Annotated in this window: 17 protein-coding genes; 13 read left to right on the forward strand and 4 right to left on the reverse strand. The window is 73.4% G+C overall.

Going from position 1 to position 23,617, the window contains the following annotated elements; translation table 11 throughout:
- Nucleotides 1–8 precede the first annotated feature (8 nt).
- Nucleotides 9–785 (reverse strand): hypothetical protein, encoded by a 777-nt coding sequence (locus Val02_RS35965; RefSeq protein WP_203903774.1) that lies wholly within the window; start codon nucleotides 783–785, stop codon nucleotides 9–11.
- A 4-nt stretch (nucleotides 786–789) separates the two neighbouring features.
- On the reverse strand, nucleotides 790–1,194 hold the full coding sequence (locus Val02_RS35970; RefSeq protein WP_203903775.1) for a YbaB/EbfC family nucleoid-associated protein: 405 nt from the start codon (nucleotides 1,192–1,194) through the stop codon (nucleotides 790–792).
- A gap of 246 nt (nucleotides 1,195–1,440) precedes the next feature.
- Here Val02_RS35970 and Val02_RS35975 point away from each other — a divergent pair, with 246 nt between their 5' ends.
- From Val02_RS35975 to Val02_RS36030, 12 genes are all read left to right on the forward strand, one after another.
- Nucleotides 1,441–1,761, forward strand: a complete 321-nt coding sequence (locus tag Val02_RS35975) for a WXG100 family type VII secretion target (RefSeq protein WP_239153598.1) — start codon at nucleotides 1,441–1,443, stop codon at nucleotides 1,759–1,761.
- Nucleotides 1,762–1,785: 24 nt separating this feature from the next.
- Entirely contained in the window at nucleotides 1,786–2,088 is a 303-nt protein-coding gene (locus Val02_RS35980) for a WXG100 family type VII secretion target (RefSeq protein ID WP_203903776.1), read from the forward strand.
- A gap of 78 nt (nucleotides 2,089–2,166) precedes the next feature.
- Entirely contained in the window at nucleotides 2,167–3,003 is an 837-nt protein-coding gene (locus Val02_RS35985; protein WP_203903777.1) for a hypothetical protein, read from the forward strand.
- 54 nt (nucleotides 3,004–3,057) lie between these two features.
- Nucleotides 3,058–5,139 (forward strand): hypothetical protein, encoded by a 2,082-nt coding sequence (locus Val02_RS35990; RefSeq protein WP_203903778.1) that lies wholly within the window; start codon nucleotides 3,058–3,060, stop codon nucleotides 5,137–5,139.
- Complete coding sequence (locus Val02_RS35995) at nucleotides 5,136–5,468, forward strand: hypothetical protein (protein WP_203903779.1); 333 nt, start codon at nucleotides 5,136–5,138, stop codon at nucleotides 5,466–5,468. The genes Val02_RS35990 and Val02_RS35995 overlap by 4 nt, the downstream gene beginning before the upstream one ends.
- Complete coding sequence (gene eccCa / locus Val02_RS36000) at nucleotides 5,465–9,433, forward strand: type VII secretion protein EccCa (protein WP_203903780.1); 3,969 nt, start codon at nucleotides 5,465–5,467, stop codon at nucleotides 9,431–9,433. The genes Val02_RS35995 and eccCa overlap by 4 nt, the downstream gene beginning before the upstream one ends.
- Nucleotides 9,430–10,842 carry a type VII secretion integral membrane protein EccD gene (gene eccD, locus Val02_RS36005; RefSeq protein WP_203903781.1) on the forward strand — a complete coding sequence of 471 codons (1,413 nt, stop codon included), beginning with the start codon at nucleotides 9,430–9,432 and terminating at the stop codon, nucleotides 10,840–10,842. Before eccCa ends, eccD begins: the two co-directional genes overlap by 4 nt.
- Before the next feature lie 7 nt (nucleotides 10,843–10,849).
- Nucleotides 10,850–12,193, forward strand: coding sequence for a type VII secretion protein EccB (gene eccB, locus Val02_RS36010; protein WP_203903782.1), 1,344 nt, complete (start codon nucleotides 10,850–10,852; stop codon nucleotides 12,191–12,193).
- A 6-nt stretch (nucleotides 12,194–12,199) separates the two neighbouring features.
- Nucleotides 12,200–14,938, forward strand: coding sequence for a hypothetical protein (locus tag Val02_RS36015; protein ID WP_203903783.1), 2,739 nt, complete (start codon nucleotides 12,200–12,202; stop codon nucleotides 14,936–14,938).
- Nucleotides 14,939–14,975: 37 nt separating this feature from the next.
- Nucleotides 14,976–18,230: a right-handed parallel beta-helix repeat-containing protein gene (locus tag Val02_RS36020; RefSeq protein WP_203903784.1), complete on the forward strand. Its 3,255-nt coding sequence runs from the start codon at nucleotides 14,976–14,978 to the stop codon at nucleotides 18,228–18,230.
- Between the two features lie 13 nt (nucleotides 18,231–18,243).
- Nucleotides 18,244–18,549 (forward strand): YbaB/EbfC family nucleoid-associated protein, encoded by a 306-nt coding sequence (locus tag Val02_RS36025; RefSeq protein ID WP_239153599.1) that lies wholly within the window; start codon nucleotides 18,244–18,246, stop codon nucleotides 18,547–18,549.
- Nucleotides 18,550–18,635: 86 nt separating this feature from the next.
- Nucleotides 18,636–19,259: a helix-turn-helix transcriptional regulator gene (locus Val02_RS36030; RefSeq protein ID WP_203903785.1), complete on the forward strand. Its 624-nt coding sequence runs from the start codon at nucleotides 18,636–18,638 to the stop codon at nucleotides 19,257–19,259.
- 13 nt (nucleotides 19,260–19,272) lie between these two features.
- Here the strand turns inward: Val02_RS36030 and Val02_RS36035 are convergent, their stop codons facing one another.
- Nucleotides 19,273–21,024, reverse strand: a complete 1,752-nt coding sequence (locus Val02_RS36035) for an ATP-binding protein (RefSeq protein ID WP_203903786.1) — start codon at nucleotides 21,022–21,024, stop codon at nucleotides 19,273–19,275.
- A complete protein-coding gene (locus Val02_RS36040; RefSeq protein WP_203903787.1) occupies nucleotides 21,021–23,063 on the reverse strand; it encodes an ATP-binding protein in 2,043 nt (680 codons plus the stop codon). Before Val02_RS36040 ends, Val02_RS36035 begins: the two co-directional genes overlap by 4 nt.
- Before the next feature lie 166 nt (nucleotides 23,064–23,229).
- Here Val02_RS36040 and Val02_RS36045 point away from each other — a divergent pair, with 166 nt between their 5' ends.
- Entirely contained in the window at nucleotides 23,230–23,568 is a 339-nt protein-coding gene (locus tag Val02_RS36045) for a hypothetical protein (RefSeq protein WP_203903788.1), read from the forward strand.
- Nucleotides 23,569–23,617 lie beyond the last annotated feature (49 nt).

The raw sequence follows: 23,617 nt of genomic DNA on the forward strand, positions 1-23,617 counted from the left end.
CGGGGGCGTCAGGTCGCGACGGTGGGTTGGCGGTCGCCCGTTCCCGCCTCGTACGTCATGGGCAGCGGCTCGTAGCCCGGTACGGTCGGGTCGACACCCGCCGCCGGGTTCACGACGAAGAGGACCAAGCCGTCAGTGTCGATCGGATTCCCGGTCGCCGTGGTGATCGCCGTGGCCGGCGCGACCGGTGCGACGACGTCGAACCGGTTGACGTCCAGGGTGACGGTTCCGTCGGGGAACGGCTTCAGCGCGAGCAGGCGGTACCCGTCGCCCACCGGCACACCGTTGAGACGGGCCTCGTCGAGCCCGAACTCCACGCTGAACGACATGAGCGGCGACGTCGGCGCGCGAACCTCCTCGGGCACCCGTTCGAACGGGATCGGTGCCACCGTGGCCGGCGCCATGCGTTCGGCGATGCGGAACATCCGTGCCTCGGCGGCCTGTCCCGACCCCGCCGGTAGACCGTTCAGCGCGCGGGTGAACTCGACCGCGTCGTCCTCGACCTGCAGGTAGCATCGGCCGCTCTCGCGCAGGCCCGTCGCGGCGTAGCCGACCCGTCCCTGCACACCCCGGACGAGTCCGTTGATCTGTTCGGTGCCCTGGAGGAACCGCTCGGAGAACTGCGTGCCCGTCTCGTCGGTGCCCCAACTCCTGCCGTGGCGGGAGACGATGAGGTCCAGCTCGTCGGCGTATCCGGCGTAGCGTTCGCTGTCCAGGGCGTAGGCGTTGCCGACGGCGATGACACCCTCGGGTTCGACCTGGAGACGGCCGAGGTACGGGTGCATCGGCCTATGCGGTTCTTCCGAGCAGTTCCCGCACGCTGGTGGGGATCCGTGGCTCCTTCGGCATGAATGCGTCGGCCCCCGCGGTCCCGCGCACCAGCGCGTGGACGTCCACCCCCGTGGGCACCACGGGTGCCAGGATCGACGCCGCCTGTTCGAACACGTCCTCCTTGGCCGTGTTGTAGGTCTCCAGGACCAGCCTGGCGAGGTCGGCCGGAGGCAGGCGCCGGTGCGCCCCGGTGGGGAATTGGACGTCCGTCAGGACGCCGTTCTGGCCCACGGTCACGCTGACCTCCCGCCGGGCCGACGTCGCGGTGGCCGACAGCGCGCGCATCCTCGTGTGCAGTTCGGTGAAGCCGGTGCGCTGGCGCTGGTACTCCTCGAAGAGTTGTTCGATATGGCTCACGTCCATGCCTCGCCGCTCCTCCCGTCGTACGCCGAGTCAAGAACCGTGGTGCTCCGGCGCAAAGAGCGAAAGGCCTTCTCGGGTGCGCACGTGCAGCCGGTCTGCCCGGACGTGCGTGCGACGGGCGGGCGAGGGCGAACGCGTGCATTTCTGGGCCGATGTTCGGGCAGTCACGGCGCGGAGGGTCTCCCTCGGACGGCCACCTCACCCCGAGACTCTGTTGGTCATCGCCGACCAACGTGAGGAACGACTGTGACACTTGCGAACATCTCCACCGTCGAAGTCGGCATGCAGCAGGCCGCCAGACACTTCGACGACACGGTTACCGAGTTCACCGGTTCCCTGCGGGCGGTCAACACCCAGATGGCGATGCTCCAGGCGTCCTGGACCGGCCGGGCCTCGAAGGGCTTCAACCAGGCGATGGACAACTGGGAGGCGTCGTTCCTGGGCGTCATCAACGAACTGGTGCACATGCTGGCGGTCATGGGCGCGACCACCCAGGGCTACATCGCGGCCGAGGACGAGGCCGCCAACACCGCGCAGTCCTTCGCCCAGGCCCTGCCGGGCATCTGAGCCGACAGCCGAGAGGGTTCTGGCATGTCCGACTTTACCTTCGACTTCAATCAGGCCGACGCGACGCTCTACGACATGAACAAGATCAACGGTGACATCAAGTCGACGTTGCATCGCATGGAGATCGCCGTCGAGAAGAGCCTCGAGCAGTGGACCGGCGAGGCCCGTGAACAGTACAAGATCTCCAAGAAGGTGTGGAACGCCAAGGCGACCGAGATGACCGCTCATCTCGAGGCGGCGCGTGTGGCGTTGCTGCAGATCTCGGACAACTACGGCAGCAACGAGCAGTTGGCCGCGAAGATCTGGAACGACATCCGGGGTGGTTGATTCCCTCCGGCGGTCGCCGCGTCGACCCCGGCGCGGTGGCCGTTCCCTCCTGTCGACCTACCCGAGTAGGACTCCCGGATGAGCACCACTCCGCAACGCGAGGTCCCGTCGCTGGAATCCGCCGGGCTGCTGGGCATTCTCGCCCAGCACGACGCGGCGATCGGAAAGGCGGGAAGCGACTGGACGAGCACGACGCTGCACATGATGTTCCAGACCGGTTTCCGGCACGTCGGCGGCGGAACCACCGCATTGGACCGCGGCAGGTTCAACGCGGAGGAACTCGCCGTCTACGACTGGTGGGCCACCGATGTGCAGCCCAAAGCGAAGTGGCATGCGCTGTTCGACCGGTACTTCCCCTCGTACAAGGCGATCGAATACTCCGCGTACAGGTTCGGCGCGGACTACGTCACGTTCGACGGCACCGGCGTCCCGAAACCGGATGTCGTCGATCTGAACCTCGCCGTGTACCCCGGTGGCGACAACAGCGGGCGCGACCTGGCCGTCAGCACGGCCGCGCTGAAGTATTTCGCGTCCCACCTGGAGGCGATCGTCCCACCCAACGGAGAGGGAGTCATCGGTGCGGCGATTAGACGACTCGGCGGGATCAATCCACGCCCAGGTGGTTTCGCGGTGGCGGAGGAATTTCGTCGCAAGCTAGTCGGCACGAAGGGCGAGGCCGCCGACGTGAACGCCGGCATGAGCAAGGACGTGGCCGCACTGCTGGAGACGGTGCGCCACACGCTCCTGTCGATGCACGCGGGCCTGTACGAGGTGATCAGGTTGTACGACACCGCCGAGGAGTTCAACGCGATGACGACCGCGGACCTCGACGGGGTGATGAACGAGACCTGGTCACAGATCAAGGCTCTCGACACCCACGGCCGCTACGACCGGCTGGACAAGGGCCCGGCCTGAGCCCGACATGCGGTGCGGTGACGACGGTTGTGACACTCGCGGAAGGTTCCCGGCATGGTTGAGTGGAAGAATTGGCAGAACGCGACCGAGCCCGGCGCCACTTTCTGTCCGCTGATCCCGGACGTCCAACCACGCGACGACTACGTCCAGTGGGCCGCGGAGTCCCGCGGTTGGCGTCTGATCCTCGCATCCGTGAACGGCGGGGCGGCCGTCGCGACCAAGCCGGGGCACGACCTCGCCCACGCGCGGGTCAACGCGGCGTCGTTGCTGGAGGCGTCGGCGGCCTTCCAGGAGGCGTTCAACGTGCTGACCTGGATCGGGAACTTCCTGCGCGTGCACTCGGCGGCCATCGCCGGTGAGGGCAGGGCGTGGCAGGGAGACGCGGCGAACGCCTTCCTCGATCACGTGACCCATTTCGGCAAGTATCTCGAGCGGCAGGCGGAGGCGATCTCCGACGGGTCGGGGGGAACGCACGGACCCCACTCGGTGCCGAACCGGTTGTACGGCGCGGCGCAGGTCCTGCACTGGGCGCAGACCGCGATGTACACGATCGACACCGGCTGGGCCGCGATCGCCAGCCAGAACCACGTCGGTGGCGAGAACGGCATGGTGTCGATCAGCGGCACCGAGTACGAGAAGCCGATGGCGAATCAGATGATGGACGTCGTCTCGACACTCGCACCGAGGTATGCGATCGACCTGAACGACGTGCTGCCACCGCCGCCCCCGGGCACGACCACGCCGCAGCCCGCACCGCCGCCGCCCCCACCGACAGCGCCACCACCCGTCCCGTCGCCGCCACCGGTTCCACCGCCGGGCGCCGGTCCCGGGCCGGTTCCGGCGCCGGACCTCGACCTCGGGTCGGTGCCACCGCCGGGCCTCGACACCGACGTCCCGACGCCGGGGGACCTCCCGCCCGGTTTCGGTTCTGCCGGCGGTGCCGACGTCGTGCCGCCGGTGATCCCGCCGCCCACGGGCGCGGGGGGCGGGACGGGGTCGGGTGGGTTCGTGCCGCCGGTGGTCCCGCCGCTTCCGGGCAGTGCCGGAGGCAGCGGGACCGGTCTCGGCAGCGGGGTCAACCGGCCCGTCGTGCCGAAGCCGGAGGCTCCCGGTGCCGGCGTCGGAAGCGGCCCGGGCCTCGGGCTCGGCCTGCCCGGTTCCGGCCTGCCCGGCGCGGGGACTCCGGGTGCCGGAACTCCGGGCTCGGGAACTCCGGGCTCGGCAACTCCGGGCGCGGGCGTTGCGCCGCCGATGATGCCGGGTATGCCGGGCAGCCCCGGTGCGCCCGGCGTCGGAAGCGGCTCGGGGCTGCCGGACGCGCCCGATGCCAACGGACTGCTCGACGGCGACGAGGACAACTGGGTCACCGGCGCGGGCGGCGGCTTCGGCGCGCCCGACGCACCCGGCGGCGCGCTCGCCGGCGGCAGCGGCCTGGACGGGCTGCGACCGCCCGTCGTCGATTCTCCGGTCGCATCGGAGCTGCGCGGCGGCGTGCCGGCGGTCGGTGGGCCGATGATGCCGGGTATGCCGGGCAGCCCTGGCGCGCCCGGCGGCGGCAACGCCGCGGCCCCGCCGGAGGCGCCGGACGCCAACGGACTGCTCGACGGCGACGGGTCGGACTGGTTCTCCGGAGCGGACGAGGCATACCTGCCGGAGGCGCCCACCGGTGCGTTCGCGGGTGGTGGCGGCCTTGCGGGGTTGCGGCCGGTCGAGGCCCCGTCGGAGCCGCCCGCCCCGGCCACCGGCGACGTGGCGTTCCTCCCCGGGCCGCCGCCCGCTCCGGCCGTCGGCGGCAGTCCCGGACCGCGCCGGGTACCGGCGTCCGCGGCCGGCGATGACGTCCCGGCGCCGGGCACGTTCACCGTCGCGGGGGCGGCCGTCATCGGCACGGCCGCGGTGCGGCCCGCGGTCGAGGATCGGGATCCGGTCGAACGCCCCGACGCGGCCGAACCGCTGCACGAGGAGGCGGCCGCGTGGCGGTACCCGCCGGCCGTGGTGCAGCCGCCGCCCGGTGACGTACGCGTGCCGGTGCTGCGGCCGGACGAGCGCGTCGACACCTCCGCCTGGGACGACGTGACCGATGCGGAACGGCTGACCGCTGACGCCGGTCCGGCCGCGGCGGAGGCTGAGCGATGACCGTCGACGACGTGCCGGCCCGCCGCGTGTGGCGCCGCCAGGAGGGCCCGGCCACGCCCGACGAACCGGCCGCACCCAAGCGCTGTGGCGGCGACCTCGACGAGACACCCGAGCAGGAGCGGCAGCGGGAGTTGCGGCGCCGGCGGGAACGGGAGCGCCTGTTCGCGGGCGAGCCGCCGCAGAAGGCCGCCGGCGGCCAACGGCGACCCGCCGCGCGCCGGCCGGAGCCCGACGACGAGGACGACGTCGAGGCCGCCGACCGCGCGCGCAACGACCGCTACGCCGTCCGGTTGCTCCGGCAGGAACAGTCGGCGTGGGGCGCCCCGTGAGCACCGTCGTCGTGAAGCGACCCGCACGCGCCTCCGGTCCACCGGCCCCGGAGGGCACCGTCGAACTGCAGGAGCCTCCGCTGATGGCGGAGGAGGCGCCGCTCGACTTCCGTTCCTTCGCGATGGTCGTGCCGATGGGCCTCGGCATGGGGTCCATGCTGGCGATGTTCGGCCTCTACAGCCGTGCGCCGATCATGTACGTGATGGGTGGCGCGATGGCCGTCGGCATGCTGCTCATGGGTGTGATGCAGATCGGTCGGGCGGCCGCCGAACGCAAGCGGAAGATGCGCGGCGAACGCCGGGACTTCCTGCGCTACATCGCGCAGCTGCGCAAGCAGGCCCGCGCCGCGGCGGACGAGCAGCGGGAGTTCGTGCTGTGGAACAACCCCCAGCCGGACTGGTTGTGGTCGGTGGCGATGAGCGGCCGGCTGTGGGAACGCCGGCCGAGCCACGACGACTTCGGGCGGGCGCGCATCGGCCTTGGCCGGCAGGACGCGATGCTGCGGTTCATCCCTCCGTCGACGAAACCGATCGAGGATCTGGAGCCGCTGGCGTCCATATCGTTGCGGCGTTTCTCGGAGGCGTACCGCACGGTGGCGGCCGTGCCGACGTCGGTGGGGCTGAGCGCCTTCACCAGCGTCGAGTTCGAGGGCGCCGCCGGGCCGGCCGTCGACCTGGCGCGGGCCGTGGTGGCGCACCTGGTGACGTTCCACGCGCCGGATGAACTGCGGGTCGCGGTGCTGTCCCCACCCCGGCACCGCGACCCGTGGGAGTGGGTCAAGTGGTTACCGCACAACGCCCACCCGACGGCGTGCGACGGCGCGGGTGCGGTCCGCCTCTTCGCCGACACGCACGACGCGCTGATGGACCTGCTCGGGCCGGAGATCACCGACCGCGGGGACCATGACCGGAACGCCCGCGCCTCCGCGACCGAGCCGTTCGTCGTGATCGTGGCGTACGCGGCCGTCGTGCCGGACGGTTCGCGACTGCTCGGGGCCGGGATCCGCAATGTGGTGCTGATCGACCTGACCGGCGAGATGCCGGGTGGCCCGAAGGTGCTGCGGTTGACGGTCGGTGCCGACTCGGTGGAGTTCCCCGCGGGAGAAGGGGTGGGATCGGTGCGGCGCGACGGTCTCGACGCGACGGGGTGCGCGGCGTTGGCCAGAATCATCGCGCCGAAGCGCACCAGCGGGATCCTGGAGGTCGTCGAGGAGCCGCTGTCGACGAGCTTCGAACTGACGACGTTGCTGGGTATCCGCGACGCGCACACCTTCGACGTGGCCGCCCTGTGGCGGGTGCGCCAGCCACAGCGCAACCGGCTCGCGGTGCCGATCGGGGTGACCGAGGACGGCGAGGTCATCGAGATCGACCTCAAGGAGTCGGCGCAGGGCGGCATGGGACCGCACGGGCTGCTGATCGGGGCGACCGGCTCCGGCAAGTCCGAACTCCTGCGCACGCTCGTCTGCGCGCTCGCGGCCACGCACAGCTCGGAGATCCTCAACCTGGTGCTGGTCGACTTCAAGGGCGGAGCGAGCTTTCTGGGCATGGAGCGCCTCCCGCACACCTCGGCGGTCATCACCAACCTCGCCGACGAACTGCCGTTGGTCGACCGCATGCAGGACGCGCTCAACGGCGAGATGATCCGGCGGCAGGAGATGCTGCGGGCGAGCGGGTACGCGTCGCTGTTCGACTACGAGAAGGCGCGCGCGGGCGGTGCCCGGCTGGTGCCGTTCCCGGTGCTCGTGATCATCGTCGACGAGTTCAGCGAACTGCTGTCGAGCAAGCCCGAGTTCATGGACCTGTTCGTGTCGATCGGGCGGCTCGGCCGTTCGCTCGGCGTGCACCTGCTGCTCGCCTCGCAACGCCTGGACGAGGGCCGGATCAACCGGGTCGAGGGGCACCTGTCGTACCGGTTGGCGCTGCGGACGTTCTCGTCGATGGAGTCGCGGGCGGTGATCGGGGTCGGCCACGCGTACGAGCTGCCCGCCGAGCCCGGCAACGGGTACCTGAAGCTCGACACCACGAATCTGGTGCGCTTCCGGGGTGCCTACGTCTCGGGGCCGTACGCCGGCGTGCGCGCCCCCGGTGACGCGCCCGCGGCGCAGGTGGGGCAGCCGGCCGAGGTGGTGCCGTTCACGACGGGGCGGGTCGGCGCTGTCCGGGACGCCGGGCGGGCCGGGCCGGTCGACACCGATGCGGACGACGCGCCGGAGGCCGTCGAGACGGACGGGCCGACGCTCGTCGAGGTGCTGATCGACCGGCTGGCCGGATCCGGGCCGCCGGCGCGTCAGGTCTGGTTGCCGCCGCTGTCGACGCCGCCGAGTCTCGACTCGCTGTTGCCGAGCGTGGTGCCGGACCCGGCGCGCGGCATGACCGTGGTCGATCCCGGCGTCCGCGGCGGGTTGCGGGTCCCGGTGGGCATAGTCGACCGTCCCCAGGACCAGTCGCGGGAACTGCTCGTCGTCGACCTGTCCGGTGCCGACGGCCATGTGGGGATCGCCGGGGGGCCGCAGAGCGGGAAGTCGACGCTGCTGCGTTGCCTGGTGCTGGCGCTGGCGTTGACGCACACGCCGCGCGAGGTCCAGTTCTACGGACTGGATTTCGGTGGCGGCGGCCTCGCCTCGATCGCGGGCCTGCCGCACGTCGGCTCGGTCGCGACCCGGATGGAACGCGACCGCGTGGTGCGCACCATCGAGGAGATCCGCCAGGTTATGGAACACCGGGAGGCGCAGTTCGCGGCGCACGGACTGGAGTCGATGGCGAGCTATTTCCAGGCGGTCGCCGACGGCCGCGTCGAGGACCGGCACGGACACGTCTTCCTGGTCGCCGACGGCTGGTACACGATGAAGCAGGACTTCGCCGACCTCGAACCGAGGATCCAGGAACTCGTCTCGCGCGGACTCTCCTTCGGCATCCACGTGATCGTCACGGCGACCCGGTGGTCGGAGCTGCGCACCTGGCTGCGCGACCTGTTGGGCACCCGGTTGGAGCTGCGCCTCGGCGACGCGATGGAGTCCGAGCACGGCTCGCGCAAGGCGGCCACGGTGCCGCACCAGCCCGGTCGCGGCCTCGTGGACGGATTGCATTTTCTCGGCGCACTGCCCCGGATGGACGGTGACTCGCGGGTGGAGGACCTGGCCGAGGCGACGAAGTCGATGGTGGAAGAGGTCGGGACGTTCTGGCCGGGGCCCGTGGCGCCGCCGGTGCGGCTGCTGCCCGCTCTCCTGCCGGTCGAGCAGCTGCCCGACCCGGCGCCGGAGTTCCGGGTGGCGATCGGTCTCGACGAGCAGCGGCTCGCGCCGGTGTGGCACGACTTCGCGGTGCACCCGCACCTGCTGGTCTTCGGCGACAACGAGACCGGCAAGACGAACCTGCTGCGGCTGGTGCTGCGGGCGATCCAGCGCCGTTACGGCCCCGACGGCGCCAAGGTGGTGCTCGGCGACACGCGGCGCGATCTCGACACCGCCATCGGGGCCGGGTATCAGGCCGGTTTCGCGTTCACCGCCGACAAGCTGCACGAACTGGCCGGGCAGACGTCGGTGTCGATGAACAGGCGGGTGCCGGACGCGAGCATCTCCTCGGAACGCATGCGCCGCCGGGACTGGTGGGAGGGGCCGGAACTGTTCGTGGTGGTCGACGACTACGACCTCATGACCCGCTCCGGCGGTCTCGGCTCGACGCTGGATCCGTTGCTGCCGTTGCTGGCCCAGGGCGTCTCCATCGGACTGCACGTCATCGTCGCGCGCAGCACGTCCGGCGCGATGCGGGCCATGATGGATCCGGTCATCCGCCGGATGTGGGAACTCGGTTCGCCGGCCGCGCTGCTGTCGTATCCGAAGGAGGAGGGCCGGTTCCTGGGCGAGGCGCCGCCGCGCATGCTGCCGCCAGGGCGGGCACAGTTGGTGACGCGACGCGGCGTGCGGCTCATGCAGACCGGGTTCGTCACGGCCGGGGCACACCGATGAGCGCCGCGCTGAACGACCGGCTGTGCCGGGTCACGGTCATCGGACCGGATCGCCGGGCCGACCTGGTGGTGCCGGTGACCGTTCCGGTGGCCGAACTGCTGCCGGCGCTGCTGCGCCACACGAGCGATCCGGCGCGCCGGCCCGAGGCGAACGCCACCGAACAACGGTCCTGGGTACTGCAGCGGCTGGGACAGGAGCCGTTCGCGCCGACAGGCACCCCGGAGAGCCTGGACTGGCTGGAGGGCGAGCAACTGCACCTGCGCCCCGCCGAGAACCCGTTGCCCGAACTGGACTTCGACGACCTCGCCGAGGGCATCGCCACGCACGTCAACCGGCGCGCGGACCGGTGGCGGCCGGAGTACCGCCGGGTGCTGTTCCTGGCGCTGTCGGCGGTGTGCGTCGGGGCGATCGCCGGGGTGCTGGTCGATCGCCAGACCGTGCCGGCGCAGGTCCTCGGCTGCGGTGTGCTGACCGTCGGATTCCTGGTCGCGACGCTGGTGAGCGCACGCCGGCACCCGGACGGGGCACTGGCGCTGCTGTTCGCCACGGCGGCGGCGTTCTTCGCCGCGGTCGGCGCGTGGAGTGCCGTCGACGGCGATCCGGGTGCCACGGCGGTCACCAGGCCCGCCGTGATCGCCGCGGCCGTCGCGGTCGTGGCGGTCTGTGCGGTGCTGTTGCTGGCCCAGCGCACCGTCGCGCGGGTGCTTCCGGCGCTGCCGCTGTCGACGCTGCTGCTGGGCGCGGCCGTGGTCGGCGTGGTGTCGTCGGTGCCGCCGGTGTCGGGGATGTCGCAGCCGGAGGTCGCCGCCGTCACGGTGGCGGTGATCTACCTGGGGGCGGTGCTCGCCCCGCGCATGGCGGTGAAGCTGTCCGGGCTGCGCGGGCCGCAGCTGCCACGCACCGGCGCGGAGATGTCCTACGACATCGAACCGACCGAATCGGAGTCGGTACGCGCGCGCACGGACGACGCCGACACCTACGTCACGGCGACCCTGGCGGCGGCGGCGTTCGTGCTGCCGGTGCTGTTCGTGCACACCCTCCGGGTGCCGAACTGGTCGGGCCCGGCCCTCGTGTCCGTCGTCTGCTGCGGGTTGCTGTTGAGCGCGCGCACGTTCCTCGGCCTGTGGCAGCGCACGGCACTCGTCGCGGCCGGGACAGCCGGCGTGCTGATGCTGGTCGGACGCCTCTCCGGAACGCTGTCGACCGGCTGGTACTACCTGCTGCTGCTGACGCTCGTGGCGTCGATCGTGCCGCTGGTGCTCGCCGCGTTGCGGCCCTGGCCGCGGCGGATGCTGCCGATCTGGGAGTACACCGCGACGTTCTTCGACGTGGCGTGCGGGGCGGCGGTTCTGCCGATCCTGGCGCAGGCGCTCGGGCTCTACGCGTGGGCCCGCGGGCTGTTCGGGTAGGTGACCGGTGCAGACCCAACGTGACCATGTGCACGCCCACCAGTTCATGGTGGGACGGCTCAGCTCGGCGTTGATCGAGGGGGACGCCACGCGGGCGGAGATCCCCGGACGGCGTGCGCTCACCGGCCTCTGGTCCGGGCTGCTCGTCGCGGTGCTGGTGCTGGCCGGCTTCGCCGTCTACGGCTGGATCGTTCCGGGCGGCAGCCGCGCCTTCGCGCAGCGGGGCGTGATCCTGGTGGAAAAGGAGACCGGCGTGCGTTACGTGTACCTCTCCGGCCTGCTGCACCCGACCCCGAACCTGACGTCGGCGCTGCTGATCCAGGGCACCGGCGCCACGGTGAAACCGATCTCGCGGGCCTCGCTCAAGGGCGTGCCGCGCGGCGTGGAACTCGGCATCGCGGGAGCGCCGCAGTCGGTGCAGACCGACCGGCTCTCCGCAGGGCCGTGGCTGGTGTGCCTGCCGGGTGCGGTCGCCGACAACCCGGGCGAGGCGCTCGGGATCAACCTCGACCCGCGGGCGCCGGCGGTGCCGCTGGCCGCCGACCGGTTCACCGTGGTGCGCGGGCCGGCCGGTGAGGACCACGTGCTCGCGACGGGGCGGCGCTTCCGGGTCGATTCCCCCGCCGTTCTGGTGGCGCTCGGTGTCGACACGGCGCGGCCGATCGCCGCTCCCCGGCGGTGGCTGGACCTGCTGCCCGAGGGGCCACCGCTGGCGCCGGCGGACATCCCGCGCGCCGGTTCCGGCGGGCCGTCCGTGGCGGGGCGTTCCTATCCGGTGGGAACGCTGTTCCGACGGGGCGATGAGCAGTTCTTCGTGCTGCGCGCCGACGGTCTGGCGCCGATGAGTCCCACCGAGTTCCTCTTCGCGTCGGCGGTGGCGGCGGGGCAACCGGTCGACCTGGACCTGTCCGCTCTCGTGTCGGCGCCGAGGTCGGCCGATCGTTCGCTGACCGAACGCCTGCCGGAGCTGGCGGCGCTGCGGTGGCAGCCCGCCGGGGAGCTGGTGCCGTGCCTGCGCCAGGGGCCCCGGTCGGCGCGGGAACTGTCGGGTGCGGTGGCCTTCACACCACGCGAACTGTCCGGTGTGGACGGTGCCGGCAAGGCGTCGGTGCTCGCCGCACCGGGCACCGCGATGGTGGTGGTGCCGGTGCCGCACGAGGGCGCCGGCGCACCGGTGATCTCGTACGTCTCCGACGCCGGGGTCGCGTACACCGTCGCGGACGGCGGGTCCGCCGCGGCGCTCAAGCTCGACGGGGTCGCGCCGGTGCCGTTCCCGAAAAGTCTGCTGGCGACGCTGCCGGCGGGCGCGGTGCTCAGCCGTGGGGCCGCGCTCGCCCCGCAGAGGGGTTAGGTCAACGTGGCGACGGGCATCCGGAACCTCTTCCGCGTGGGCGAGCGCCCGACCGGCATCGCGCGGCGCACGGTGGGCAACGCCGTCGTCCTGCACGCCGACGACGGCATCAGCGCCCGGGCGCAGGCGCTCGCCCTGGACGTGAACGAGGACCCCGACAACGACGTGGTGGTGCTCGATTTCGGTGACGCGGTGCCGCACGGCGCCTGGGACGCGATGGCGTGGCACCTGCCGCGCCGCCGGCGGCGCGGGCTGCGGCTGGTGGTCGTCGGCACGGCCGGCGGCTCGGCACCCCTGGCGGCGCGGTGGTTGTCCGAACGCCTGAACCGCACGGTCATCGCTCCGGACGGTGATCTGGTGCGCGGCCACACGGGTCAGCTGTTCGTGCGATCCGCGCCCGGCGGCGGGTGGCTGCGGTTCCGGCCGGGGCAGCCGGCGGTGTGGGACGCCAAACGCTACCCGGCACCGGTGTGGGACCACGTGGCCGTGGACCCGAGGCCGTCCAGCGCGACCGCGGAGATCGAGCCGCTGCCGGCCGGCGTGTGGATCCACGACACCCGCAGGCCCGACGTGGTGGACGCGCACCGCGAGCGGGTGACCGCTCGGCTGCATCCGCAACGCGACGTGCTGACCGTGCTGCTGGGCTGTCCCGGCACCGTGGCGCTGTCGCTCGACGACGTGGTGCGCTTCTGGCGCGGGCTGGAACCGGAGGTGCGGCACCGGGTGCGCTTCGTGTGCTACGGCGACGTCCGGGTGCCCGAGGGCGATGCCGTGGGGCAGGCGCTCGCCGACCTGCTCGGCGCGAACGTCGCCTGCTACACCGGCGTGCCGGTCGGCGGGACGCGTGATCCGGTGATCCGCACCGTGCTCCCGGACGGCATGTTGGGCTGGTCGCCCTTCGCCCGCGAACTCGGCTACGCGCCGCGCCAGCATCCGACGGCACGGCCCCTGCGCCCCGTGGTGCTGAGCTACCGCGTGCCGTTGCGGGCGCTGGACGAGACGGCCGAGCGGGTCTTCTGGTTCGCGCCGGACGCGGTCGTCGAGGTGGTGCAGGCCGGCCTCTGGGTGCGCACGCCGGCGGAGCCGCGCGACGCCGAACGGATCCGCGGCGCGGCCGCCGACCCGCGACACGGCACGATCGTCTACGACGACTCCGGGCGGGCCGGGCCCGAGCGCATGCGTGAACTCGCGGCCGACCTGGCGGCCCGGGTGAGCGGGTTCGAGACGGGCGCCGTGCTGGTGCCGGCGTCGGTGCTGGCGCCGCCGCTGCGCGGGACCGGGCGTGCGGAGGCGGTCGCGGACGTGGCCGAACCGACGGTGCGGTCCGCGGCCGTGGCGCCGGTCGACGGCGACATCCCGCCGGACGCCGCGGAACCGGCGTCGTCCCCGGTGGTGCCGGCACCGGTGATCGGTCCGTCGCTCGGCTACGACCCGGGCGGCCCGGCGGACGTACCGTGGCCGGCGGCGCTGCTGCCGCCCGCCGGACACCACGGCGCGGTGGGGCCGCGGGCCGATTCCGACGGGGACGTCGGGGGCGGCTCCGGTCCGACGGCCGGTGGCGCGCCCACTCCGGCGGCGGCTCCGGCCACGACGCCGGCCTGGGCCGAGGCCCCCACGGTGGCCGTCCCGGTTCTCGCGGCGCCGGCATCGGAACCCGACGGCGAGCCGCCTGCCGCCCTGCCGCCCGACCCGCCGGGTGCCCTGCCGCCCGCGCCGTCGGCCGACCCGCCGCCCGTGCCAGCCCCGGCGGCGGAGGTGGTCCGGCCGGTCGACGTCGTCGTCGCGGCGCCGGTCGCCCCGTCCGCGCCCCGGGTGGGCCCGTGGTCCACCCCCGCCCGGACCTCCGGGGAGAACGGCCCGGATCCGGCACCGGCCGGTTCCACCCCGTCGGCCGACGGGGACGGACCCGCGTCGCGTGCCGAGGCGGAGGCGGCGGTGCAGCCGGTTCCGCGCGGCGGCGCGGCCGCGATCCTGCCCGGCCGCGCCCTGACGGAGGAACGCGCGTGGTTGCGTCGCCGGTTGAGTCGGGAGTTCGACGTGCTGGCCAGCTCGGTCTCGCGTCTCATGTCGGAGCACCCGGGCCTGCAGGCCCCCGGGCTTTCCGCCGACGACGTGCTCACCGACGCCGTCGCCCTGCGGCTGTACCTCACCGACCGTGGACCGGGAGTCGACGGCGGCCTGCGCGCGGGGCGGATCGGCCCGCACGTGCCGCTCGCCCGGTGCGCGGTGTCCGGGCTGTCGCGGTTGCCGTCGTTCCGGGGCGCCGGTGTGTACCGCACGTCTCCGTCGGGCGCCCAATGGCGGCTCTTCCGGGGGCGCCGCGTGGTGACCGACTGGGGTTTCATCAACGCCCTGACGCGACCGTGCGCGGCCCTGGAGGGCGACACCGACGTGCTGATCTGGTCGATGACCGCGCGTCGCACCGCGTTGCTCGAGCCGGACGACGCGGCGGGTGTGCGGGACCGGGTGCTGTTCCTGCCCGGGACCAACTTCAAGATCTTGGAGCTGCGGGAACCGGCCGGTGCGGCGCGCGGCACCGTTCTGATGCGCGAGATCGGCACGAACGAGATCGACGACAGCGGCCGGGTCGATCCCGACCGGGTCGCCCTCGACGAGCTGGCGGTGACGTCGATGCGGCGCGGCATCGCGCGGTGGGACGCCGAGGAGGCGGTCGAACGCACCGGGCCCGCGGCCCGCGGCCGGTTCCGCCTCCTGCCGGGCCTCATCGACAGGACACCGTCGTGATCGCGGCGGGGTGCGCGACAGCGCGGAGGGCGACGGCATGAGTCCGCAACTGCTCGTGGTCGGTGACGGCCGGCAGGGTTCGTTCCCGACCATCGGTGCCGCGCTGGCCCACGCCGAGGACGGCGCGACGATCACCGTCCACCCCGGCCGCTATTGCGAACAGCTGGTGCTGGGCAACCGGGTGACGGTGAGCGCGGCGCCCGACGGTCCGGTCGAGGTGCACACCGAGGAGGGGAGCGTCCTCGTGGTGCGGGGCGAGGGCGCGCAGGTGCGCGGCATCGCCCTGTCGAGCGCGGACCCGGACGTCGCGGCGGTCGACGTGTACGCGGGCGAGGCGGCGCTGGACGACTGCCGCGTGACGGGCGCGGCGTGGGTGGCGCTGCTGGCGCGGCTGCGCGGCTCGCTGGCGTTGCGCGGCTGCGCGGTCGCCAATCCGGTGGGTGCCGGCATCGTCGTGCTGTCGGAGGCGTCGAGCACGGTGGAGGACACCGTGGTCCGCGACGTGGGCACCTCCGGCATCGTGGTGGGCGAACGCGGCGTGCTCACCGTGCGCCGGTGCGAGGTCTCCGGTTCGGGCGCCAACAGCGTGTGCGCCGGCGGCGACGCCCGCCTGGTGCTGGAGCGCTGCGCGATCACCGGTGCGGCGAAACCGGCCCTGGTCGTCGAGCAGCGCGCGTACGCCCGGCTGAGCGGCCTGTCCGTGCGCGACAGCGCGAACGTCGACGTGTTCGTGCGCGGCGGGGCGGACGTGCGGTTCAGCGACTCGACCTTCATCGGGGCCGCTCTCCAGTCGGTGCACGTGGCCGACGGGGCCGTTCCCGAGTTCACCCGCTGCGTCTTCCTCGGCGCCGGCCACACGGCTGCCCAGGTGACCGGCGGGTCGGCCCCGGTCTTCACCGACTGCGAGTTCACCGACGTTCCGATCGGACTGGTGGTGGACGGCGAGAGCCGGCCCGCGCTCGTCGGCGTGACGGTGCGCGGGACCGGTGGCCACGTGGCGGTGGTCGGGGGTGCGGCGGCCATGACGTTCCGGAAGCTGCGGGCGGAGGTCACCCGGGGTGCGGGCGTGCTGGTGACCGGCGGTGCCTCGGTGGAGGGCTCGGACCTGGTCGTGGAAGGCGGCGTCGGGCTGGCGATCGAAGGCGGGCGGGGTGCCGTCCGGGACGCGCGGCTCGGTGCGGTGCGGCTCACCGAAGGGTCCGACCTGGACCTGCGCTCGGCCGTGCTACGGGACGGGCTGGTGGCGGTCGGTGCCGACGTGCGGCTGCGGGACAGCGAGATCGTGTCGGCGTCCGTCGACGGCCTGTCGGTGAGCGGGGGCTCGGTCACCGCGACCCATTTGCGGGTGCGTGGCTGCGGCCGGCATGGCGTCTCGTTGGAACGGGGCGCCCGCGGCGCGTTCGTCGACTGCGAGGTCCTCGACAGCGGCGCGGCCGGCGTCAACGTGGACACCGACGAGCCCGTGTCGCTGGTGCGGTGCCGGGTGCGCGGCAGCGGCACCGAGGACGTGCGGCGCGGTGCCGCGGTGCGGCTGACCGTGGAGGCGCTCGACGCGGGCGGGGGGCAGCCGTCCGTTCCGGCCGAGCGGGCGCGACGCGTGGAGACGGTGGAGGAGCCGCCGGGGGACGACTTGAGCGCGCCGCTGCGCGAACTGCACGGCCTCATCGGTCTGCGGAGCGTGAAACGGGAGGTGACCGCGCTGGTGAACCTGATCAAGATGTCCCAGGTGCGGTCCCGGATGGGCCTGCCGATGCCGCCGCTGAGCCGGCACCTTGTCTTCGCGGGTCCGCCGGGTACCGGCAAGACGACGGTGGCGCGGTTGTACGGGTCGGTGCTGAAGGAACTGGGTGTGCTCGCCAGCGGGCACATGATCGAGGCGGCGCGGGCCGACCTGGTCGGCCAGTACATCGGTTCGACGGCGATCAAGACCACCGAACTGGTCACCAAGGCGCTCGGCGGCGTGCTGTTCATCGACGAGGCGTACACGCTGGCGGCCGGCACGGGCGGCGCCGGCCCGGACTTCGGCCAGGAGGCCATCGACGCGCTGATGAAGGTGATGGAGGACCACCGTGACGAACTGGTGGTCATCGTGGCCGGCTACTCGGAGCTGATGGAGCGCTTCCTCGCCTCCAACCCGGGTCTCGCCTCCCGCTTCACGCGGACGGTGGAGTTCCCCAACTACTCCGTCGAGGAACTGGTCACCATCACCTCGAACCTCTGCCACAAGCACTACTACGAGCTCACCGACGACGCGTGGCACGCGTTGCACACCTACTTCGAACGGGTGCCGCGCAACGCCACGTTCGGCAACGGCCGGGTGGCCCGCACGCTGTTCGAGGCGATGGTCAACAACCAGGCGTCGCGGTTGGCGGCCGCACCACCGAGCAAGGACACCGAGCTCAACCGGCTCGACGCGGCCGACCTGGCGCCGGAGCTTGCGCTGCTGGAGGAACTGCCGTTGCCGCCGCGGGACCGCCCTGACGCCGCGTCGGATCCGACCGGGGCGGTCCACGCGTCGCGCAGCTGGCAGCGGCTCTGCTCGCTGGTCGGCGTCGCGTCGGCGCGGGACGACGTCGGCGGGACGCTGGTGCGGCTGTGCGAACTGTGGGCCCGGCGGCGGTCGTTCGGCACGCACGCCCACGCGTGGATCGGCGGGCCGGCCGGCAGCGGTCGCGCCGAGTTCGCCCGGCACTACGCGGCGGCCCTGTCCGAACTGGGACTCGTTCCGATCGGTCAGGTGGTGCGGGTCGACACGCGGCGGGATCTCGCGCCGCAGTGGCCGGGCCAGGCGCGCAGTCTCGTCGCCGCCGCAATGCGCGACGCGGAGGGCGGCGTATTGCTGGTCGACTACGCCGACGGCGGCGCCGGCGCCGAACACGAGGCCATGGAGGCGCTGGCCGAGGCGGTCCGCGCGGCCGCCGGTGATCCCGTGGTCGTGTTGATCGCCGAGGAGACGGCACTGGCCCGGCTGCGAACGGCGGTGCCGAAGGCCGCCGAGGTGTTCGGCCGGTGTTGGACGATGCCGTCGTACACCGACGGGGAACTGGCCGAGATCGCGGTGCGGCACCTGCGGCGCCGGGGCCACGACGTGCCCGACGAGGTGCACGAGGCGATCGCCGCGCTGATCGGCCGCCTGCCCGCGCGGACCGTGCGGGCGGCGCACCAGTTCGCCCGGGAACTGGCCCGGGCGGCCGCGTCGCGCACGCTCGCGCCGGCCGACGTCGACGGGCTCGCGGAACGGACGGACCGGGCCGCGGAGTCGCGCTTCGGCGGCCTTGCGGCTGTCGGCTGACGGGAGGGTGTCGATGGCGCGGATGCCGACCTTCGACGAGTTCATGGCGCACGGCCGGGCGGTCGAGGATCGCCTGCGAAGCGCCCAGCGCGACCTGTCGGCCGCGGTGGTGGTGGGCCGCTCGGCCGACGGCGCGGTCACGGTCGTGGCCAACGGGATGGGCCGGGTCCACGCCGTCCGGGTCGATCCCCGGATCCTCGCGGAGCCGGACGTGACGCGTCTGCAGGCCGCGATCGTGGAGGCGATTCACGCCGCCGGCACCAATGCGGCGCGGCTGGCCCGGGAGCACATGGGTGCGATCGAGGTAAATCCACATTGATGTACATGGATGTAGATCGTCACAAGATTCGGTGAAGGGCGGCCGCCGATACTGTCCGGGCACGTACCGATCGGCCGGAGGTGACGGTGGAACAGATTCGGATCGCCCTGCACGCACCGGATCCGTTGACCCACGCGGGGCTTGCGGGCCATCTGCGGCAGCGGCCCGACGTCGTGCTGTTGCCGGAGGCCGACCGGGCCCGCGCCACCGTGTTCGTCTGCGCGGTCGAGCGGCTCTCGGTCGACGTGGTGGCGGTGCTGCGGCGGTGCGCGGTCGAAATCGGCGCGCCGGTCGTGCTCATCACCACCGAGATCACCGAACAGGAACTGCTCACCGCCGTGGAGTGCCGGGTCGTCGCCGTCCTGCCGCGCCAGCTCGCGACAGCCGAACGTCTCGCGCACAGCGTGCTCGCCGCCGCGTCGGGCGGGGGCGTCATGCCGCCCAACCTCGTCGGCGAACTACTCAAGCACATCGAACGGCTCCAACGGGACGTGCTCGCGCCGAACAATCTCACCTCCTCCGGCCTGACCGCCCGGGAGATCGACGTGCTGCGCCTGATGGCGGAGGGCCTCGACACCAACGAGATCGCCGGCGAACTGTGCTACTCCGAACGCACCGTGAAGAACATCTTCTACGGCCTCACCGGGCGCTTGAAGCTGCGCAACCGTTCGCACGCGGTGGCGTACGCGCTGCGCGCGGGCATGATCTGAGGCACTCGGCCGGTCAGCCGGGGAGCGCGAGCCCGACCGCGGAACGATTCGACCGTTCGGCGTAGCGCCGCAGCATCGGCTGCAACGCCGCCGGCACCCCGCAGCGCAACGCCTGACGCAGGAACGGGTGCCGGAACGTGTACTGCGGCCCGCGGTCGACGACGACGTTCGCGGCCATGGCCTCGTGCAGGTGAGCCAGAACGGTCACCGCCGGCAGTCCGGCGACGGCACCCACCGCACCGGCCGTGAAGCGCGCGTCCAGCAGGGCCGCGAAGCGCAGCACGCCGAGCGTGTCCTCGCCGAGCACGTCCAGCCCGGCCCGCACGGCGGTGAGCAGCGCGGGCGGTGCCGCGTCGTACCGACCCGCACCGGCGCGCCCGTCGACCACCGGCACGGCACCACGCCGCAGCGCGTCGGCGGCCAGTTCCCGCGCGTAGAGCGGATTGCCCCCGGCGCGCACCGCCAGCACCCGCACCGCGGCGGCGGGCAGCGCGCCGAGCGGCGCGCCGATGATGCGTTCGATGTCGCGGGTGGGCAGCGGCGAGAGCGCGAGCAGGTGACCGTCGTTGCGCTGCACCGCGTGCCGCAACCGGGCCAGGTGGTGGTGGTTCGGGTCGGGACGGGTGGCGGCGACGAGCAGCAGCGGCAGATGCCCGGCCTGTCGCACGAGACGTTCCCAGCCCAGGAGTGTCTCCTCGGCGGCCCACTGGAGACCGTCGAGCAGCACCACCTGCGGCTCGTCCGCGCGGGGATCGGCCGGGGGCGCGGGGTGCCACCTGACGCCGTTCCACCGACTGAACTCGTCGGCGGTGCCCAGGGTGACCCGGCAGCGGGTCGCGGCGTCGCGCCCGGCGACGGCGAGCAGCTCGGACTTGCCGATGCCCGGATCACCCTCGATCCACACAGCCGCCCCCCGCCCGGCGACCGCGTCGTCGACGAGCCGGCGCAGCAGCGCGACCTCGGCGACGCGGCCCACGAAGACCGGTCGCGCGGGGTGCCCGGCCACCGGCGGACCCGGCCGGGCTCGCGGGCCGTTCAGGACCGACCGGTACAACCGGCGCAGGGCGGGTCCGGGCTCGACGCCGAGTTCCTCGCGCAGGGTGGAACGCGCGGCGTGGAACGCCGCCAGGGCCTCGACGCCGCGCCCGGCCCGGTGCAGCGCGCGCACCAGCAGCTCGCGCAGCGGTTCGTGCAGTGGATGGGCCTGCACCAGCGCCGTGAGGTCGGCGACCAGCCCGTCCGCGCCACCGGCGTCGAGGATCAGGTCGGCCCGCCGCACGAGCATCGCCAGCCGCAGCTGGCCGAGCCGTTCGCGGTCCAGGTCCACGTAGGGGCCGGTGAGGTTGGCGTACGGGCTTCCGCGCCAGAGCGCCAGCGCCTCGTCCAGCCACCGCACCGCCCCGGCACCGTCTCCCGCGTCGGCCGACTGCGTCGCCCACTCGTACAGCCGCTCGAAGCGCGTCAGGTCGAGCGCGTCGGCGTCGAGCCGTAGGCGGTAGCCGGTCGGGCCGGAGATGAGCGCCGCGCCGCACCGGCCGAGGGCGCGCCGCAGGCCGGAGACGTACGTGTAGATGTTGCCGGCCGCGGATTCCGGCGGCGTCCCGTCCCAGAGCCCGTGCAGCAGTTCGTCGCGGCTGACGAACCGGTCGGAGTTGACCGCCAGGAGAGCGAACAGGGCGCGTCGGCGAGCCGGTCCGAGGGCGACCTCGCGCGCACCGACGCTGGCCCGGACCGGCCCCAGTACGTCCACCCGCAGCCCGGTCACGTATCCGCTCCCGCGCACGCGGCGGTGACCCGCGGTGCGGGCCGCAGGCCGGCGGCCAGCGTGCCGATGCGGTCCCGGGCCCGCGCGGACAGCAGCGGCGACGCCAGCGCCTGGCGGAACACCGCCTCGGCCAGATCCGGCGCGGCCGCGCTCAGTGCCTCGCCGTGCCGGAGCAGCCATCGTTCGATCCAGGCGTCGACCGAGACCGGACCGGCCGCGAGATGGCCGGCGACCCGGACCGCGCTGCCGCCGCTCTCGGCGATCCGCTGGGCGAAGTCGCGGTGCATCATGACCCGGAGCGCGGTCGGCGTCGAGCGGTACAGCACCCGCCGCATCACGGGGTAGCGAAACCGCAGCCGCCCGCCGTCCTCGACCAGCAGCCCCGCGGCGAGCGCCTCCTCGGCCGCGGGCACCAGCGCCGGTACCGGCGTGCCGGTGACGACCGGAAGTTCCGCGACGGGGCAGTCGGCGCCGAGGAAGGCGGCCACCCGCAACAGGTGGCGGGTTTCGTCGCGGAGCGGGTGCAGGTGCCGCAGGACCGCGGCGGTCAGCGCGTCGTCTCCGCCGGGCGTCGCGAGGTGTCGCAGCAGCTGCGCATTGCCGGCGGCCGAGTCGACCACCTCCGCCACGGTGCGCGCGTCCGCCGCGGGCGCCACGTGGCGCACGAGCCGGCCGGCGACCTCGTCGGAGAGCGGCGGCACGTCGACGAACCGGGTGCCGCCGCGCATCAGCGCCTGACGGAGCAGTCGCAGTTCGCGGCTCGTCGGCAACGGGCGGCTGGCGGCGACGAGCAGCAGCGGCAGCGTCGCGGTGAGGCGGTGCAGGGCGTGCCACACCACCAGCGACGCGTCGTCGGCCCACTGCAGGTCGTCGGCGACCAGGACGAGCGGTGCCGCGGCGCACCGCGCGTCCACCAGCGCGCGGACCTCGTCGACCACGGTCATCGCGGCGTTGGGATCCCGGGCGGCGACCCGGAGCGGACCGGGCCCGTCCGGCCCCCCGTTCCCGTCGTCCAGGCACTCGATGATCAGCCCGTACGGGACCCGCCGGGCCAGTTCGTCGCCGACCGCCCAGCCGACCCGGCAGCCGTGCGCGGTGGCCCCCCGCAGGCCCTCGGCGAGCAGGGCCGACTTGCCGCTGCCCGACGGACCGTCGATCCAGATGCTTGCGCCGCGTCCGTGGGCCACGTCGTCGAGCGCCCGTTCGAGCAGGGCGGTCTCGGCGGTGTGCCCGACGAACCCGGGATGGCGGGGCGGCAGCGCCGGGTCGCGTCCGTGTCCGGCGACGAGACCGGCGTGCAGGTCACGCAGGGGCGCCGCGGGTAGGGCGCCGGTGTGCGCGGCGAGGTGGTTGCGCAACCGCCGGTAGAGCAGCACCGCCTCGTCCCGCCGGCCCACCCGGACGAGGGCGTGCATGGCCAGGTCGTGCAGGCTCTCCCGCGCGGGGTACGCGGCAACGAGGCGACCCAGCGGCTCGACGAGTTCTTCCGCCCGGCCGCGGTCGAGCGTCAACTGCGCGTGCCGCTCGACGGTGGCCAGGTACAGCTCGCGCAGGTGTTCCCGGCGGTTCGCCGCATCCGGTCCCGGGACGCCGTCCAGCGCTTCCGGGCCGTGCCACAGTTCGAGCGCGCGGGTCAGGGCGGCGCGTTCGCCGTCGGCGTCGCGGTCCGCGCGTAGCCGGAGCCCTTCCTCGCGGAACGTCTCGAAGCACCACGCGTCGACGTCCACGGCCGCCGCCCGCAGCCGGTACGTGCCGTTCTCCGAGGAGAGAACGGGGCCGGGCGCACCATCCGGGGTGAGGCTGCGACGCAACGTCGAGATGTAGGTGTAGAGGTTGCCCGCGGCGCTCGGCGGCGGCTCGTCCCCCCAGACGGCCGCGATGAGTTCGGCCCGGGGCATCGCCCGATCCGGCCATGCGGCGAGCGCGGCCAGGACGGCCTGCTGGCGTGCGGGACCGAGGGCCGGGTTCGCGCCGGCGCGCGTGACGCGCAGGGGCCCGAGAAGGCGGATGCGTAGGCGCCGGTCGTCCGTCGTACTCACGCGCATGGAACTGGTTCCGCGGGGCCTTCGGTTCACGAATCGGCAAGAAGGGCACGATGCCGCCGGCGAACGGGCACCTTCGGGCCGTGGACGGTGCCCTTCGGGCCGCCGGGTGATGTGCTCGGAACTGATCCTGGCGGAGGCCCGGAAGAGGCGGAGACGGCCGATGGGCGACGGGTTCGCGGGTGACACTCTGCTGCGGCTCGCCCGCGAGGGCCGCTTCGTGGTGGACTCGGTGCGCGCCGACCGGCTCATCGCCGACATCGAGCGAACTCTCGCCGTGGTCCGCGGGCGGCTGCTCCTGATCGACGCGTGGCGCCACAGCCCGACGGCGAGCGTCGAACTGCTGCCGCCCGGCATCGCGGACGGGGTGGTCGACATTCTCTTCGCGGACCAGATCGCCCCGAGCCGGCTCGAAAGCGCCCTGCGCGAGCTGCCCAAGTATGTCGTCGCCCTGCGCCTGGCCAGCCGCGACGAGCCCGCCGGCCACGGGCCGGGCAGGTAACCGGTCCGGTCGAAAAATCGATCGCCGCCGTACAACCGCCGCGACAGCC

The sequence above is a fragment of the Virgisporangium aliadipatigenens genome (assembly GCF_016863615.1).
GTDB classification, from domain to species: domain Bacteria; phylum Actinomycetota; class Actinomycetes; order Mycobacteriales; family Micromonosporaceae; genus Virgisporangium; species Virgisporangium aliadipatigenens.

Excerpts from the sequence above, each read along its gene's own strand:
- Val02_RS35980 (WP_203903776.1), top strand. The coding sequence starts at position 1,786 with ATGTCCGACTTTACCTTCGACTTCAATCAGGCCGACGCGACGCTCTAC.
- Val02_RS36025 (WP_239153599.1), top strand. The coding sequence starts at position 18,244 with ATGGCGCGGATGCCGACCTTCGACGAGTTCATGGCGCACGGCCGGGCG.
- Val02_RS35995 (WP_203903779.1), top strand. The coding sequence starts at position 5,136 with ATGACCGTCGACGACGTGCCGGCCCGCCGCGTGTGGCGCCGCCAGGAG.
- Val02_RS35985 (WP_203903777.1), top strand. The coding sequence starts at position 2,167 with ATGAGCACCACTCCGCAACGCGAGGTCCCGTCGCTGGAATCCGCCGGG.
- Val02_RS36020 (WP_203903784.1), top strand. The coding sequence starts at position 14,976 with ATGAGTCCGCAACTGCTCGTGGTCGGTGACGGCCGGCAGGGTTCGTTC.
- Val02_RS36045 (WP_203903788.1), top strand. The coding sequence starts at position 23,230 with ATGGGCGACGGGTTCGCGGGTGACACTCTGCTGCGGCTCGCCCGCGAG.
- Val02_RS35990 (WP_203903778.1), top strand. The coding sequence starts at position 3,058 with ATGGTTGAGTGGAAGAATTGGCAGAACGCGACCGAGCCCGGCGCCACT.
- Val02_RS35965 (WP_203903774.1), bottom strand. The coding sequence starts at position 785 with ATGCACCCGTACCTCGGCCGTCTCCAGGTCGAACCCGAGGGTGTCATC.
- eccD (WP_203903781.1), top strand. The coding sequence starts at position 9,430 with ATGAGCGCCGCGCTGAACGACCGGCTGTGCCGGGTCACGGTCATCGGA.
- Val02_RS35970 (WP_203903775.1), bottom strand. The coding sequence starts at position 1,194 with ATGGACGTGAGCCATATCGAACAACTCTTCGAGGAGTACCAGCGCCAG.